Annotated in this window: 11 protein-coding genes; 3 read left to right on the top strand and 8 right to left on the bottom strand. The window is 68.9% G+C overall.

The window, feature by feature from the left end:
* The first annotated feature begins 67 nt into the window (after nucleotides 1–67).
* Nucleotides 68–1,744 (top strand): methyl-accepting chemotaxis protein, encoded by a 1,677-nt coding sequence (locus tag AC07WS_RS08645; protein ID WP_494728646.1) that lies wholly within the window; start codon nucleotides 68–70, stop codon nucleotides 1,742–1,744.
* A 42-nt stretch (nucleotides 1,745–1,786) separates the two neighbouring features.
* Here AC07WS_RS08645 and AC07WS_RS08640 read toward each other — a convergent pair whose 3' ends face one another.
* The gene (locus AC07WS_RS08640) at nucleotides 1,787–1,975 is read right to left on the bottom strand and encodes an oxidoreductase-like domain-containing protein (RefSeq protein WP_494728645.1); all 189 of its coding nucleotides are present in this window, start codon (nucleotides 1,973–1,975) and stop codon (nucleotides 1,787–1,789) included.
* 9 nt (nucleotides 1,976–1,984) lie between these two features.
* On the bottom strand, nucleotides 1,985–5,101 hold the full coding sequence (locus AC07WS_RS08635) for a ligand-binding sensor domain-containing diguanylate cyclase (protein ID WP_494728644.1): 3,117 nt from the start codon (nucleotides 5,099–5,101) through the stop codon (nucleotides 1,985–1,987).
* A gap of 311 nt (nucleotides 5,102–5,412) precedes the next feature.
* Between AC07WS_RS08635 and AC07WS_RS08630 the strand changes: the two genes are divergently transcribed.
* Both AC07WS_RS08630 and AC07WS_RS08625 read left to right on the top strand, forming a co-directional pair.
* Nucleotides 5,413–7,050, top strand: coding sequence for a DEAD/DEAH box helicase (locus tag AC07WS_RS08630; RefSeq protein WP_494728643.1), 1,638 nt, complete (start codon nucleotides 5,413–5,415; stop codon nucleotides 7,048–7,050).
* A complete protein-coding gene (locus AC07WS_RS08625; RefSeq protein ID WP_494728642.1) occupies nucleotides 7,051–7,470 on the top strand; it encodes a GtrA family protein in 420 nt (139 codons plus the stop codon).
* A 24-nt stretch (nucleotides 7,471–7,494) separates the two neighbouring features.
* Here AC07WS_RS08625 and AC07WS_RS08620 read toward each other — a convergent pair whose 3' ends face one another.
* Genes AC07WS_RS08620 through AC07WS_RS08595 form a run of 6 tightly spaced genes read right to left on the bottom strand, consistent with a single transcriptional unit; the run spans nucleotide 7,495 to nucleotide 13,391 of the window.
* Complete coding sequence (locus AC07WS_RS08620; protein WP_494728641.1) at nucleotides 7,495–8,439, bottom strand: glycosyltransferase family 2 protein; 945 nt, start codon at nucleotides 8,437–8,439, stop codon at nucleotides 7,495–7,497.
* Nucleotides 8,436–10,118, bottom strand: coding sequence for a DUF6311 domain-containing protein (locus tag AC07WS_RS08615; RefSeq protein WP_494728640.1), 1,683 nt, complete (start codon nucleotides 10,116–10,118; stop codon nucleotides 8,436–8,438). The genes AC07WS_RS08620 and AC07WS_RS08615 overlap by 4 nt, the downstream gene beginning before the upstream one ends.
* Before the next feature lie 31 nt (nucleotides 10,119–10,149).
* Nucleotides 10,150–11,298 (bottom strand): dTDP-4-amino-4,6-dideoxygalactose transaminase, encoded by a 1,149-nt coding sequence (gene rffA / locus AC07WS_RS08610; RefSeq protein WP_494728639.1) that lies wholly within the window; start codon nucleotides 11,296–11,298, stop codon nucleotides 10,150–10,152.
* 18 nt (nucleotides 11,299–11,316) lie between these two features.
* A complete protein-coding gene (locus AC07WS_RS08605) occupies nucleotides 11,317–11,682 on the bottom strand; it encodes an EamA family transporter (RefSeq protein ID WP_494728638.1) in 366 nt (121 codons plus the stop codon).
* Nucleotides 11,676–12,410, bottom strand: coding sequence for a GNAT family N-acetyltransferase (locus tag AC07WS_RS08600; protein ID WP_494728637.1), 735 nt, complete (start codon nucleotides 12,408–12,410; stop codon nucleotides 11,676–11,678). Before AC07WS_RS08600 ends, AC07WS_RS08605 begins: the two co-directional genes overlap by 7 nt.
* Nucleotides 12,411–12,419: 9 nt before the next feature.
* On the bottom strand, nucleotides 12,420–13,391 hold the full coding sequence (locus AC07WS_RS08595) for a glycosyltransferase family 2 protein (RefSeq protein WP_494728636.1): 972 nt from the start codon (nucleotides 13,389–13,391) through the stop codon (nucleotides 12,420–12,422).
* Nucleotides 13,392–13,399 lie beyond the last annotated feature (8 nt).

Genomic DNA, 13,399 nt, shown 5'->3' with positions numbered 1-13,399 from the left:
TCCCGCTGGTGGCGGGCGCGACATCGTTGCATACTGGATGGCCCAAGGCAGCGATGAGGAGACTTCCATGAAATGGTTTTACGACCTGAAAATAGCCACCAAGCTCATCGTGTCGTTCAGCGCGGTATTGCTGCTGACGCTGGTGATGGGCGTGTGTTCCATCCTGTCGATGGGCCAGGTCAACCAGGCCTCGACCGACCTGGCGACGAACTGGATGCCCAGCGTGCGCGCGGTGCTGGAATTGCGCGGCGACGTGGGCGATTACCGGCGCTGGGAACTGGCGCACCTGCTCAACGAAGACCCGCAGGGCATGGCCGGCTACGAAAAGCGCATGGACGACACGCTGACCACCCTCAAGGCCCATCGCCAGGGTTACGAAAAAGTGATCAGCGACTCTGAGGAGCGGGCGCTGGCCGTCGAATTCGACAAGAGCCTGGCCGCCTTCCTGGTCGAGCACGAAAAAATGATGACGCTGTCGCGCGCCAACCAGAAGGTGGAGGCGCGCGCCGTGGCCAGCGGCAACTCGGCCAAGATCCTGGGCGAGCTGACCGCCACCGTCAACAAGCTGGTCAAGCTGAATTCGGACGGCGGCGAGGCGGCCAGCGCTGCCGCCAGCGCCGTGTTCTCCAACGCGCGCTGGACCCAGATCGTGCTGCTGGTGGCGAACATCGTCATCGGCATGGGGCTGGCGCTGTGGGTGGCGCGCATCGTCGCCACGCCCCTGCAGCAGGCGGTGGCGCTGGCGCGCGACGTGGCCGGCGGCGACCTGACCCGCAGCATCGCCGTCACCTCGGCCTGCGAGACGGGCCAGCTGATGCAGGCGCTGCAGGACATGACCGGCAATCTGCAGCAACTGGTGAGCCAGGTGCGCAGCGGCACCGACACCATCGCCACCGCGTCCAGCGAGATCGCCAGCGGCAACCAGGACCTGTCGGCGCGCACCGAGGAGCAGGCCAGCTCGCTGGAGGAGACGGCCTCGTCGATGGAGCAGCTGACCAGCACCGTCAAGCAGAACGCCGACAACGCGCGCCAGGCCAATGTGCTGGCGCAGTCGGCGTCCGGCATCGCGGTCAAGGGCGGCGACGTGGTGGGGCAGGTGGTCGGCACCATGGCCTCGATCAATGAATCGTCGCGCAAGATCGTCGACATCATCGCCGTCATCGACGGCATCGCGTTCCAGACCAATATCCTGGCCTTGAACGCGGCGGTGGAGGCGGCCCGCGCCGGCGAGCAGGGACGCGGCTTCGCGGTGGTGGCGTCCGAGGTGCGCAACCTGGCCCAGCGCTCGGCGGCCGCGGCCAAGGACATCAAGCAGCTGATCGGCGATTCGGTGCAGAAGGTGGAGACCGGCTCGCAGCTGGTCGACCAGGCCGGGCAGACCATGGCCGAGATCGTCGCCAGCATCACCCGCGTGACCGACATCATGGCCGAGATCACCTCGGCCAGCGTGGAGCAGAGCCACGGCATCGAGCAGGTCAACACCGCCATCGTGCAGATGGACCAGGTGACCCAGCAGAACGCGGCGCTGGTGGAGCAGGCCGCGGCGGCGGCCGAGTCGATGCAGGATCAGGCCGCGAAGCTGAGCGAGGTGGTGGGGGTGTTCAAGCTGCTGGAGGCGAGTGCGCCGGCGCCGCGCCGCAAGCCGGTGGCGGTGGCGTCGCGCGCGGTGCAGGCTGCGGCGCGCAAGCCGGCATTGAAGCAGGCCGCCAGGACCGGCACCGGCGACGAGTGGGAAACGTTTTAACGTCATTCCCGCCTGCGCGGGAATGACGACGGCGGCGGCTAGCTAGCCGGGCGCTGCCGGGTGTCGTTCGCGCCAGGCCTTGAGCGCGGCGCGGTAGCGCTCCAGCTCGTCCTGGTACAGGTCCTCGACGCAGAAGGCGCAACCGCTGTGGCAGCAGTCGCCCGGCTCGGGCGGCCTTGGCGGCAGCGGCTGCGGATCGTCTGCCGGCGCCGGGGGCTGATGCTGTTCCATCAAAAACTCCTACAACGGCGGCATGGCCAGCAGCGCCATGTTGCGTCCCTTTTCCTTGGCGCGGTACAGCGCGCGGTCGGCCATCTGCACCAGCAGCTCGGGCGAGCTGTCCTCGGTCGGCCGCATCACCGCCACGCCGATGCTGATGGTCAGAATGCCGAACGGCGACTGTTCGTGCGGCAGCTGGCGCCGCGCCAGCTCGGCGCAGATTTCCTCGGCCACGCCGAAGGCGTCGGCCGCGTCGGTGGCCGCGGCCAGCAGTGCGAACTCCTCGCCGCCGTAGCGCGCCACCAGGTCGGTGGTGCGGCGCCCGTGCGCGGTGATCAGCTCGGCCACAGTGCGCAGGGTCGAGTCGCCGGCCAGGTGGCCGTAGTGGTCGTTGTACTTCTTGAAGTAGTCCACGTCCAGCATCGACAGCGCCAGCGTCTGGCCGGTGCGGGCGGCGCGCCGCCATTCGGCCTCCAGCGCCAGGTCGAAGCCGCGCCGGTTGCTCACGCCGGTCAGGCCGTCGGTGGTGCTGAGCGCGGCCAGCTTGCGGTTCGATTCCTCCAGCTCGCGCGTGCGCGCCGCCACCAGCTGCTTGAGCTCGGCCTGGTGGCGGGTCAGGCGGGCGATGCGGATTTTGTAGGCCAGCATCAGCGAGCCCAGCACCAGTACGGCGGCGCCCGCGCGGAACCACCAGCGCTGCCAGAACGGCGGCGTGATGGTGATGGCCAGCGTGGCCGGCTCCGGATTCCACACGCCCAGGTGGTTGGCGGCCTTGACCCGGAACACGTAGTGGCCGGGATTGAGGTTGGTGTAGCTGGCGCTGCGGTGGGCGGCGTCGGTGTGCACCCAGTCGCGGTCGAAGCCCTGCAGCTGGTAGGCGTAGCGGTTCTCGGCCGGCTCGGTGTAGTGCAGCGCGGCGAACTCCAGCGAGAACACCGAGGCCTGCGACGACAAGGTCAGCGCGGTGGGCGAGGTCACCGGGCCGTCGGCCTTGACGTTCTCGCCCGGCTTGCCGTCCTGCAGCGAGTGGTTGAACACGGTGATGTCGGTGATCGCCACCTGCGGCGGCACCGAGCTGGTGCGCACGGCCGACGGCGTCACCGCCGTCATGCCGTGCACGCCGCCGAAGTACAGCAAGCCGTCCCGGCCCATGGACGAGGAGTTGACGGTGTAGCCCTCGGTCAGCCCGTCCGACGGGCTGAAGTGGCTGACCTGGCCGCTGGCCGGGTCCAGCCGGTACAGGCCGGCGATGGTGCTGCACCAGATCTTGCCGTCGAGGTCGTGCTCGATGGCGAGGATCTTGGGCGCGCGCATGGCGGCCGCGTAGGACTTGAAGCTGACCTGGCCGTCCGCGCCGAACACCACCAGGTCCAGGCCCTTGCTGGTGCCGACCCAGATGCGGCCCTGCGCGTCCTCGTGCAGGCTGGCGATGTTGTCGTCGCTCAGGCTGTTCTTGTCGCCGCCGGCGTGGCGGTAGTGGCGGAACTTGCCGGTGGCCGGGTCCAGCAGGTCGAGCCCGCCGCCGTTCCATTCCGAGCCGGCCCACACGCGCCCGGCGCGGTCCTCCAGCACCGCCGAGGTGCCGTTGACGCTGCGCGTGCTCGGGTCCTGCGGATCGTTGTAGTAGATCTTGCGGGCGTCGGTCCTGCTGTCGTAGCGGATCAGGCTGTTGCCGGTGGCCAGCCACAGCACGCCGCCGGCGCCGGGCGCGATGGCGTTGATGTAGTCGCTGGCGGTGTTGCCGAAGTGGATGACCTGGAACGGGCTGTCCGGCGTGTCCAGCCGGTTCAGGCCGTTGGACGTGCCCAGCCACAGCGGGCCCTTGCCGTCGTCGTCCTGGTACATGCTGTAGACGATGGAGTGGCTCAGCATGCCGGGCTTCTTGTCGTCCGCGCGGTAGCTCTTGATCACGGTGCTGGTGGCCGGATCGTACAAGCTCATGCCGACATTCCCGCCCAGCCAGATGCGCCCGCCCGGCGCGCGGGCCAGGCTCAGCAGCGCGTTGCTGGCCGGCGCCGAGCGGCTGTCGATGCGGAACGGCACGTGGCGCGTGAAGCCCTCGCTCGACAGGTTGGCCAGGCTGATGCCGTCGGTGAAGGAGGCGATCCACAGCATGCCGCCGCGGTCCTGCATCACCGCGCGCAGGTTGTCGCCGGGCAGGCTGTAGGGATCGTCGGCCGCGTGCACGAACTGGTCGAACTCGCCGTTGGCCTCGTTCCAGCGCAGCAGGCCGGCCGACAGCGTGGTGCACCACAAGGTGCCCTTGTTGTCGAGGTTGAAGTTGGTGATGCGGCTGTACGGCGAGGCGACCGCCTGGCGGCTGTCCCAGTCGCGCTTGCCGTCCCAGCGGATCACGCCCGACTCGGTGCCTATCCACAGCGTGCCGCTGCGGTCGAACTGCAGCGCACGCACGATGTTCACGCGCGCGTCCGGCTTGGGCGCCGGGTCGACCTGGTGGTGGCGGAAGCTGGTGGCGCCCGGCGCCAGGTAGTCCAGCCCGCCGGGCCAGGTGCCGATCCACACGCCGCCCTGGGCGTCCAGCGCCAGCGCGTTCAGGTCGTTGCTGGCCAGGCTGCCGGGATCGGCGTCGTCGTGGGCGTAGACGGTGAACTTGCCGGTGTTGGGATCGAAGTGCTGCAGGCCGCCCCAGCTGCCGACCCACATGCCGTTCTTGCCGTCGGAAATGATGTTCTTGACGATGCGGTGGTTCTTGGGCGCCTTGCCGGTGGGCGCGAACAGCGTGAAGTCGTTGCTCTCCGGGTTGAAGCGTGCCAGCCCGTTCTGCGTGCCGGCCCAGATGCGGCCCTGGCGGTCCTCGTAGATGGCCGAGACGCGGTCGTGCGGCAGGCTGCGCGGGTCGGACGGGTTGTTGGTGTACTTGACCGCCTGGTAGCCGTTATAGCGGTACAGGCCGTTGGTGTGGGTGCCGACCCAGATGAAGCCCTTGCGGTCCTGCAGCAGCGACAGCATCGACGGCTCGTCGCCGCCCAGCGGCCCCAGCTTCTTGAAGCGCAGCGACGGCGCCGGCGCCGCGCCGGCGTCGGCCGGCGGCAGCCAGGCCAGCAGGAAACTCAGTATCAGCAAACAGGACAGCAAGACGGAAGGGCAGCGGCGCAGGACCGGCGGAAGCACGTGCATGGTGGTGGGATATCCGGTGGCGTAACGGGTTGCGCGGGCGGAGCTGCGCTCGAAAGTAAACGATATTCTGATCAGATTGGCTATTATACATACCATTGATACAAGAGTTTTAATATAAAAGCCGGCGGTTTTTAGCGCAGTTGCCGGAAATTAGGGTATAGTTTACGGCGCTCATTGTATCCTGCTAAGCGCGCGCCGCCCCGCCGGTCCTTCCGCACTTCCTCCAAGTCGTACACCAAGCCCGGGCCGGCAGCGCAGATCTGTTAATTGAAGAAAGCTTGGCTGTCCGCCGCAGGGCCGCCGCACACACTATGTCCGAAACCGAGATCACCACCCCGACCGTTATTGAGTCCGCCGCCCCGGAAACCGCGGCCGTCGACGCCGTGGCCGCCGCCGCGCCCGCTGTCGAAGCCGCTCCCGCAGTCGAAGCCGCTGTCGCAGTGGACGCCGTTGCCGCCGCCGCGCCCGCCGCCGAAGCCGCGCCGACCGCCGCCGCGCCCGAGCAAGTGCGCTTCGCCGACTTCGGCCTGTCGCCGGCCATCCTGCGCGCGCTGACCGACCAGGGCTATGTGCACCCGACGCCTATCCAGGCCCAGGCCATCCCCGTGCTGCTGCAGGGGCGCGACGTCATGGGCGCGGCCCAGACCGGCACCGGCAAGACCGCCGGCTTCGCGCTGCCCATCATCCAGATGCTGCTGGCCCACGCCAGCGCCAGCACCTCGCCGGCGCGCCATCCGGTGCGCGCGCTGATCCTCACGCCGACCCGCGAACTGGCGGTGCAGGTGGCCGAGAACGTCAAGGCCTACGCCCAGCACACGCCGCTGCGCTCGACCGTGGTGTTCGGCGGCATGGACATGAAGGGCCAGACCATCATCCTCAAGGCCGGCGTCGAGATCGTCATCGCCACGCCGGGCCGCCTGCTGGACCACGTCGAGCAGAAAAACATCAGCCTGGGCCAGGTGCAGATGCTGGTCATGGACGAGGCCGACCGCATGCTGGACATGGGCTTCCTGCCCGACCTGCAGCGCATCATCAACCTGCTGCCGGCCAAGCGCCAGAACCTGATGTTCTCGGCCACCTTCTCGCCGGAGATCAAGAAGCTGGCCAACACCTTCCTGAGCAACCCGGTCACGATCGAGGTGGCGCGCAGCAACCAGACCGCCGACAAGGTCACCCAGGTGGTCTACAAGGTGGCGGAGAACCAGAAGCACGCGCTGACCGCGCACCTGCTGCGCCAGCGCGAACTGAAGCAGGTGATCATCTTCTCCAACACCAAGATCGGCGCCTCGCGCCTGGCCAAGGGGCTGGAGCAGGAGGGCATGAAGGCGGTCGCCATCCACGGCGACAAGACCCAGCAGGAGCGCATGGCCGCGCTGGAATCGTTCAAGAAGGGCGAGATCGACATCCTGGTCGCCACCGATGTCGCCGCGCGCGGCCTCGACATCACCGACCTGCCGTGCGTGATCAACTACGACCTGCCGTACAACGCCGAGGACTATGTGCACCGCATCGGCCGCACCGGCCGCGCCGGCGCCTCGGGCGACGCGCTGTCGATCTACTCGGACAAGGATGAACGCCTGCTGGCCGACATCGAAAAACTGATCAAGCAGACCATCCGCCGCGGCGAACTGACCGGCTTCAACCCGGCCCCGAGCTACGGCGGCGACGAGCGCGGCGAACGCCGTCCGCGCCGCGACGAGGGCGGGCGCGGCGCGCCGTCGTCGTCCTCGAGCGGACGCGGCGAACGCAGCGACCGTGGCGAACGTCCGCCGCGCGCGGCCGGCGCGCCGGCCTACGGCAGCCGCCGCGAGAAGGTCGATCCCTGGTTCCTCAAGCCGTACGAGCCGGCCAAGGCGCCGGCGCCGGCGCCATCGTCCACGCTGAGCAGCGCGGCGGCGGCCAAGCCCAAGCAAAAGCTGGCGGCCCTGCTGGGCGGCTTGCGCAAATAAGTGGCCACCGAGTTGCAGGCCGGCGCGGCGCGCAGCACGCGCCGCCAGATGGCCAGTTTCGCCGTCGCCGGCGTGGCCGGGCTGGTGGTCGACGTGGCCGTGCTGTACCTGGCCATGGCGCTGGGCAGCGGCTTCTACCTGGGCCGCGCGCTGTCCTTCCTGGCGGCCGTCTGGACCACCTGGCGCATCAACCGCCGCTACACCTTCCATCCGGCCGGCGACAGCGTCTGGCGCGAATGGTGGCGCTACCTGTCGGCCATGCTGGGCGGCGGCGCGGTCAACTACCTCGGTTCCAGCGCCGCCATCGCGCTGCTGCCGCACTGGCCGCTGGCGCCGGCGCTGGCGGTGGGCGCGGGCTCGGTCGGCGGCATGGTGATCAACTTCCTCAGCGCCAAATTCCTCGTGTTCAAAAAACGCTGACGGCCCGCGGGCCGTCGGTGTGCTTCACTCCTGCTCGGTGCCGCCGCGCGACTCGCGCACCAGGTAGACCGGGCGCCGCTTGACCTCGTGGTAGATGCGGCCGATATACTCGCCCAGCACGCCGATCCCGATCAGCTGCACGCCGCCGATGAACATCACGCTCACCATCAGCGAGGCATAGCCCGGCACGTCGATGCCGGCGATCGCGGTCTTGATGACGATGATGGCCGCGTACAGCAGCGCGAACGCCGACGCCCCCAGCCCGATATAGGTCCAGATCTTCAGCGGCGCGGTGCTGAAGCTGGTGATGCCTTCCAGCGCCAGGTTCCACAGCTTCCAGAAGTTGAAGCTGGAGTTGCCGGCGCCGCGCGGGCCGTGCTCGTACGGGATGGTCACGGTGCGGAAGCCCACCCAGGCGAACAAGCCCTTCATGAAGCGGTGGTTTTCCGGCAGCTGGCGCAGCGCCGCCACCACCGCCTTGTCCATCAGGCGGAAGTCGCCGACGTTGGGCGGCACGTGGATGTTGGAGATCTTGTTGTGGAAGCGGTAGAACTGGGTGGCCGACAGCTTTTGCAGGCGGCCGTCGGTGACGCGGTCGGTGCGCTGCGCCAGCACCACCTCGGCGCCCCGCTCCCACTGCACCAGCATGTCGGCGATCAGTTCCGGCGGGTGCTGCAGGTCGGAATCGATGGGCACGACGGCATCGCCCATGGCGCGGTCCAGGCCGGCCGTCAGCGCCGCTTCCTTGCCGAAGTTGCGCGACAGGTCGATCACCTGCACCCGCGGATAGGCGGCGTGGGCTTGCAGCAGTTCGTTCCAGGTGTTGTCGCGGCTGCCGTCGTTGACGGCGATGACTTCGAAGTCGTACTGCGGCAGCGCGGCGGCCATGGCGCCGACGCGGCGGAAGAATTCCTCCACGTTGCCGGACTCGTTGTAGAAAGGCGCCACCAGGGACACTAGTTTTTTCATGGGTGATTCTCCGTTACAGTTGCGGGCGCCCGCTTGCACAGCCAGGCGAAATCCGCGTCGATGCAGGCCGCGGCCGCCGCGCCGCCGAGCAGCTGCTGGGCGTCGGCAAGGGCGGCGAAATCGGTCTTGATGAACACAAAGGCGGTCGAGGGCGCGCGCGTGGCGGCGATCTCGGCGGCGTAATTGTCGCACGGCTTCTTGACCCGGGCGACATAACCCGAGGTGATGTTGAGCCCGTGCTGGCTGGCGTACAGCATGGTCGGCAGGATGGTGGTGGTGGCCGGCGCCTTGCCGCAGCCGAACGGCGGATAGTTCTGCAGGGTCTTGATGTCCGGCCCCAGGAAGCCGTCCCAGAGCGCGGCGCGCACCCGCTGCGGCGCCGCGATGTCGGCGGTGGCGCGGTTGCGCTGGTTGTTCGGATGCAGGTCGTACAGCTGCAGCACCAGCAGGCCCACCAGCAGCAGGCCGGCGCGGCGCGGCGGCGCCAGCCGCGCCACGGTGATCACGGTGAAGGCCATCAGCGCGTAGCCGACCGGCCAGAAGAAGCGCGCCGAGGTGCGCATCACCGAGGTCAGCTTGCCGGTCCAGGACGGCAGGTCGAGGTGCAACACCTCGCTGTCGCTCAGGTAGACGATGTTCGACAGCGCGTACAGCGTCATGCACACCAGCACCACGAACAGCGGCCGGTGGCGGCGCCAGAACGCCGGATCGCGCAGGCGGCGCAGGCGGAGCGCGTACACCGTCATGGCCAGCATGAACACGCCGAGGTAGGCGTAGCCCTCGCCCTGGCCCTCGTTGGCGATCTCGACCTTGAAGTGCAGCAGGCGGCCGCCGGCGAACGGGCCCAGCAGGTTCATCGAGTAGAAGCCGAAGCCCCACTCGCCGCCGCCGGACTGCGCGCCCAGCGGCAGCATGGTGACGAACAGGCTGGCGCCCAGGCACACGGCGATCAGCAGCGGCGTGCGGCCCAGCCGGCGCCACGGCTGGCCGGCGCGCGCGTGGCGCAGCAGGTCGGCCAGCAGCAGCAGGCCCAGCATGCAGAACAGGTAGAGGTTGATGTAGAAGGCCAGCGGCATCAGCACGCTCCAGCCGGTGGCGGCCAGCCGGCCCAGGCGGGTGCCGCGGCCGTACAGGGCCAGGCCGAACAGCAGCAGCCACTGCGACATCAGGCTGGTGTGGTGGATGCGGTAGCCCAGCGCCGGGAACGAGGCCAGCAGCAGCACCAGCACCAGCAGCGCGGTCCACGAGCGCAGCCGCGCCTCGCGGCACAGCCACCAGGCGCCCGCGCCCTGCAGCAGGAAGCACAGCGTGATCCACAGCGGATAGGGGTTGCGGAACGGCGTGTCCGGGCCGTGCTGCCACAGCTTGAGCAGCAGCGCGTACAGCGGAATGGCGTCGAGGAAGGTGGCCAGGGTGCCGTCCGGATAGTTGATCGACGACAGGTGCAGCAGCGGCCACTGCCACGGCTCGCGCACGAAGGCGTTGAAGCCGGACACGTATTGGGCGATGTCGCCGTCCTGCTGCTGCCAGAAGCTGCTCAGGCCGCGCATGAAGGCGGTGCCGAACATCCAGTGGGCGAAGGCCAGCGACAGCAGCGCGGCCAGCAGCAGCGCGGCCGGGCCGGCCGGGTCGGCAAGGCGGCGCCAGCCGCGGGCGCCAGGGGAGGAAACAGGGGTCACGGAAACTCGCTTCTCAAAAGGTGGGGACGGCTCAGCGCTGCGCCGGATGCTGCGCCAGCGCCGCGCACAGCGCGGCGACGACCTGCGGCTGCTGGTCCTCCAGGCCCACCCACAGCGGCAGGCGCAGCAGGCGGTCGGCCAGCTGGTCGGTCTGCTCCATGGCGCCGTGGTGGCGGCTGTGGCGCAGGCCGGCCGGGGCGCTGTGCAGGGGCACGTAGTGGAACACCGTCTGCACCCCCTGGGCCTTCATGCTGGCGATCACGGCGCTGCGCTGCTCCAGCGACTCGAGCAGGATGTAGTACATATGGGCGTTGTGGACGCAGCCGTCCGGCAGCACCGGCCGGCGCAGCTGGCCGGCCGCCTCCAGCGGCGCCAGCGCCGCGTGGTAGCCGTCCCACAGCGCCAGGCGGCGCGCGGTGATGGCGTCGGCCTCCTCCATCTGGGCCCACAGGAAGGCGGCGATCACCTCGCCCGGCAGGTAGGACGAGCCGATGTCGACCCAGGTGTACTTGTCGACCTGGCCGCGGAAGAACTGACCGCGGTTGGTGCCCTTTTCGCGGATGATCTCGGCGCGCTCGGCCAGCGCCGGGTCGTTCACCAGCAGCGCGCCGCCCTCGCCGGCGATGATGTTCTTGGTCTCGTGGAAGGAATAGGCGCCCAGGTGGCCGATGGTGCCCAGCGCGCGTCCCTTGTAGGTCGACATGATGCCCTGCGCCGCGTCCTCCACCACCAGCAGGCCGTGGCGTTGGGCGATGTCCATGATGGTGTCCATCTCGCAGGCCACGCCGGCGTAGTGCACCGGCAGGATCACCCGGGTGCGCGGCGTGATGGCGGCCTCGATCTTGCTCTCGTCGATGTTGAGGGTGTCGGCGCGGATGTCGACGAACACCGGCACCGCGCCGCGCATGACGAAGGCGTTGGCGGTCGAGACGAAGGTGTAGGACGGCATGATGACCTCGTCGCCCGGCTGCAGCTCGGCCAGCAGCGCGGCCATCTCCAGCGCCGCGGTGCAGGAGTGGGTCAGCAGCGCGCGCCGGGTGCCGGTGCTGCGCTCGAGCCAGCCGTGGCAGCGCTTGGTGAACTGGCCGTCGCCGGACAGGTGGCCGTTGGTGTGGGCCTGGGCGATGTACCACAGCTCGCGGCCGGTCATGAAGGGTTTGTTGAAGGGGATCGTTTGCATGGTCGATAGGGGGAAGGGTTAGCCTTGGGCGGCGACGGCGGTGCCGATGCAGATCAGCGCCACGCCGAGCATGCGGGTGGCCGACATCGGCTCGTGGAACAACCAGGCGCTGAGCGCCAGCACGATGACGAAATTGAGGCTCATGAACGGGTAGGCATGGCTGAGCTGGAACTTGCTCATCGCGCCCATCCACGCCACCGACGCCAGGAAGGCGGCCGCGAAGGCGCTCAGCACCCAGGGGTTGAGCAGCAGCTGCAGCAGGAACTGCAGCTTGGCGGCGCCGTCGGCCGGCAGCGCGCCGGCCCTGGCCACCTGCATTTTCAGCACGATCTGGCCGTACACGGTCAGCGCGATGGTCAGCGCGATGTAGAGATAGTTCAGCATGCCGGCTCCATCCATTTGTGGAAGGTGTAATAGCTGCGGCAGGGCTCGAAGCCCTGGCGGCACCAGACCTTCTGCACCGACAGGTTGGTCACCTGGGTCGACACCAGCATCTGGCCGATGCCGCGCTCGCGCGCCCAGTTCTGCGCCAGCTGCATCAGCGCGTGGTACAGGCGCTTGCCCTGGTGCTGCGGGTGCACGCCGAACAGCACGCCCTCGAACTGGGCGGCGTCGTGCACCTTGAGCGTGGCGAAGGCGGCGATGCCGTCGGCGTGCTCGATCAGCAGCACGGCGTCGGCCACGGCCGGGTGGCGGCAGGCGCTGGCGGCCCAGCTCGAATACACCAGGTCGGCGTCGGCCTTGGCCAGGCGCGGGTCGGCGTGGTAGTGGCCCAGGTAGCCGTCGAAGGTCAGGCCGGCCAGCCGTTCGACCGCGCCGGCGTCGGCCGCCGTCGCCAGCCGCGCGCGGTAGCCGGGCGGCAGCGCCACGGCCGCCTCGGCGATGTCCTGCTTGCTGTAGTACAGCAGCGTGTCGGCCAGGAAGGCGCCGGCCTGCTCCAGTTGCTGGGCCAGCGCCAGCTCGGTGGTGGCGCTGCGCGTGATCAGCAGCTGGGCCTGGTGGCGGGCGCACCAGTCCAGCACGGCGGCCACCGGGGTGGCGCCGTCCAGCGTGGCCTTGGCGGTGACGACGCCGAAGCGTTCACGGTCGAGTTCGGATAAAGCGATCTGCATGGTCATTCCTCAGTCGTCCCGGCCGCGCGCGCGCGGGCCAGGCAGCGCGCCGGCCGTCAGGCGGCGCACGATGTACAACGGACGGCGCTTGACCTCGTCGAAGGTCTTGCCCAGATAGATGCCGAGGATGCCGAGGATGCCGATCACCAGGCCGCCGATGAAGTACAGCGAGACGATCAGGCTGGCCCAGCCGGCGATCGGCGAACTGTACAGCAGCGAGTGGGCCAGCAGGTAGCTGCCGAAGCAGAACGCCACCCCGGCCATGGTCAGGCCCAGGCTGGCGGCGATGCGCAGCGGCTTGTCCGAATAGGCCAGGATGGTGTCGGCCGCCAGCCGCACCAGCTTGGACAGGGTGTAGGTCGACTGGCCCTCGAAGCGCTCGGCGTGCTGCACCTGCAGGCCGGTGGTGGGAAAGCCCATCCACTGCACGTGGCCGCCGAAGAAGCGCAGCTGTTCGCGCATGCGGCCGAAGTTCTGCACCACCTGGCGCGACATGATGCGGAAGTTGCCGCTGTCGCCGTCGATGTCGATGTCGGCCAGGTAGCTGAACACGCGGTAGAACAGCCACGACGTCACGCGCTTGCGCAGCGGGTCCCGGCGCGGGCCGCGCAGCGCCAGCACCACGTCGTAGCCTTCCTGGGCCTTGGCGTACAGGCGCGGGATTTCCTCCGGCGCGTCCTGCAGGTCGCAGTCCATCACCACCGCCCAGTCGCCGTTGCACTGGTCGAGGCCGGCCGTGATGCCGTAGTGCTGGCCGAAGTTGCGGCTGAACTGCAGGCCGGTCACGCGCGGGTCGGCCTGCGCCAGGCGCTCGATCACGGCCCACGACTGGTCGCCGCCGCAGTCTTCGACCAGGATGATTTCAAAGTTGGGGCTGACCGTTTCCAGCGCGTCGCGCAGGCGTCGGTACAGCTCGTCGAGGATCTTCTCGGCCTTGTAGACCGGGATCACCACCGAGATCAGGGGAGGGGTGCTGTGCATGGAAAAAA

It is taken from the genome of Duganella sp. GW821-FHT01E12, assembly GCF_059422325.1.
This window is presented reverse-complemented; position numbering and strand designations above follow the sequence as displayed.

Coding starts and splice junctions, on each gene's coding strand:
- AC07WS_RS08595 (WP_494728636.1), bottom strand. CDS start 13,391: ATGCACAGCACCCCTCCCCTGATCTCGGTGGTGATCCCGGTCTACAAG.
- AC07WS_RS08630 (WP_494728643.1), top strand. CDS start 5,413: ATGTCCGAAACCGAGATCACCACCCCGACCGTTATTGAGTCCGCCGCC.
- AC07WS_RS08600 (WP_494728637.1), bottom strand. CDS start 12,410: ATGCAGATCGCTTTATCCGAACTCGACCGTGAACGCTTCGGCGTCGTC.
- AC07WS_RS08605 (WP_494728638.1), bottom strand. CDS start 11,682: ATGCTGAACTATCTCTACATCGCGCTGACCATCGCGCTGACCGTGTAC.
- AC07WS_RS08635 (WP_494728644.1), bottom strand. CDS start 5,101: ATGCACGTGCTTCCGCCGGTCCTGCGCCGCTGCCCTTCCGTCTTGCTG.
- AC07WS_RS08645 (WP_494728646.1), top strand. CDS start 68: ATGAAATGGTTTTACGACCTGAAAATAGCCACCAAGCTCATCGTGTCG.
- rffA (WP_494728639.1), bottom strand. CDS start 11,298: ATGCAAACGATCCCCTTCAACAAACCCTTCATGACCGGCCGCGAGCTG.
- AC07WS_RS08620 (WP_494728641.1), bottom strand. CDS start 8,439: ATGAAAAAACTAGTGTCCCTGGTGGCGCCTTTCTACAACGAGTCCGGC.
- AC07WS_RS08640 (WP_494728645.1), bottom strand. CDS start 1,975: ATGGAACAGCATCAGCCCCCGGCGCCGGCAGACGATCCGCAGCCGCTG.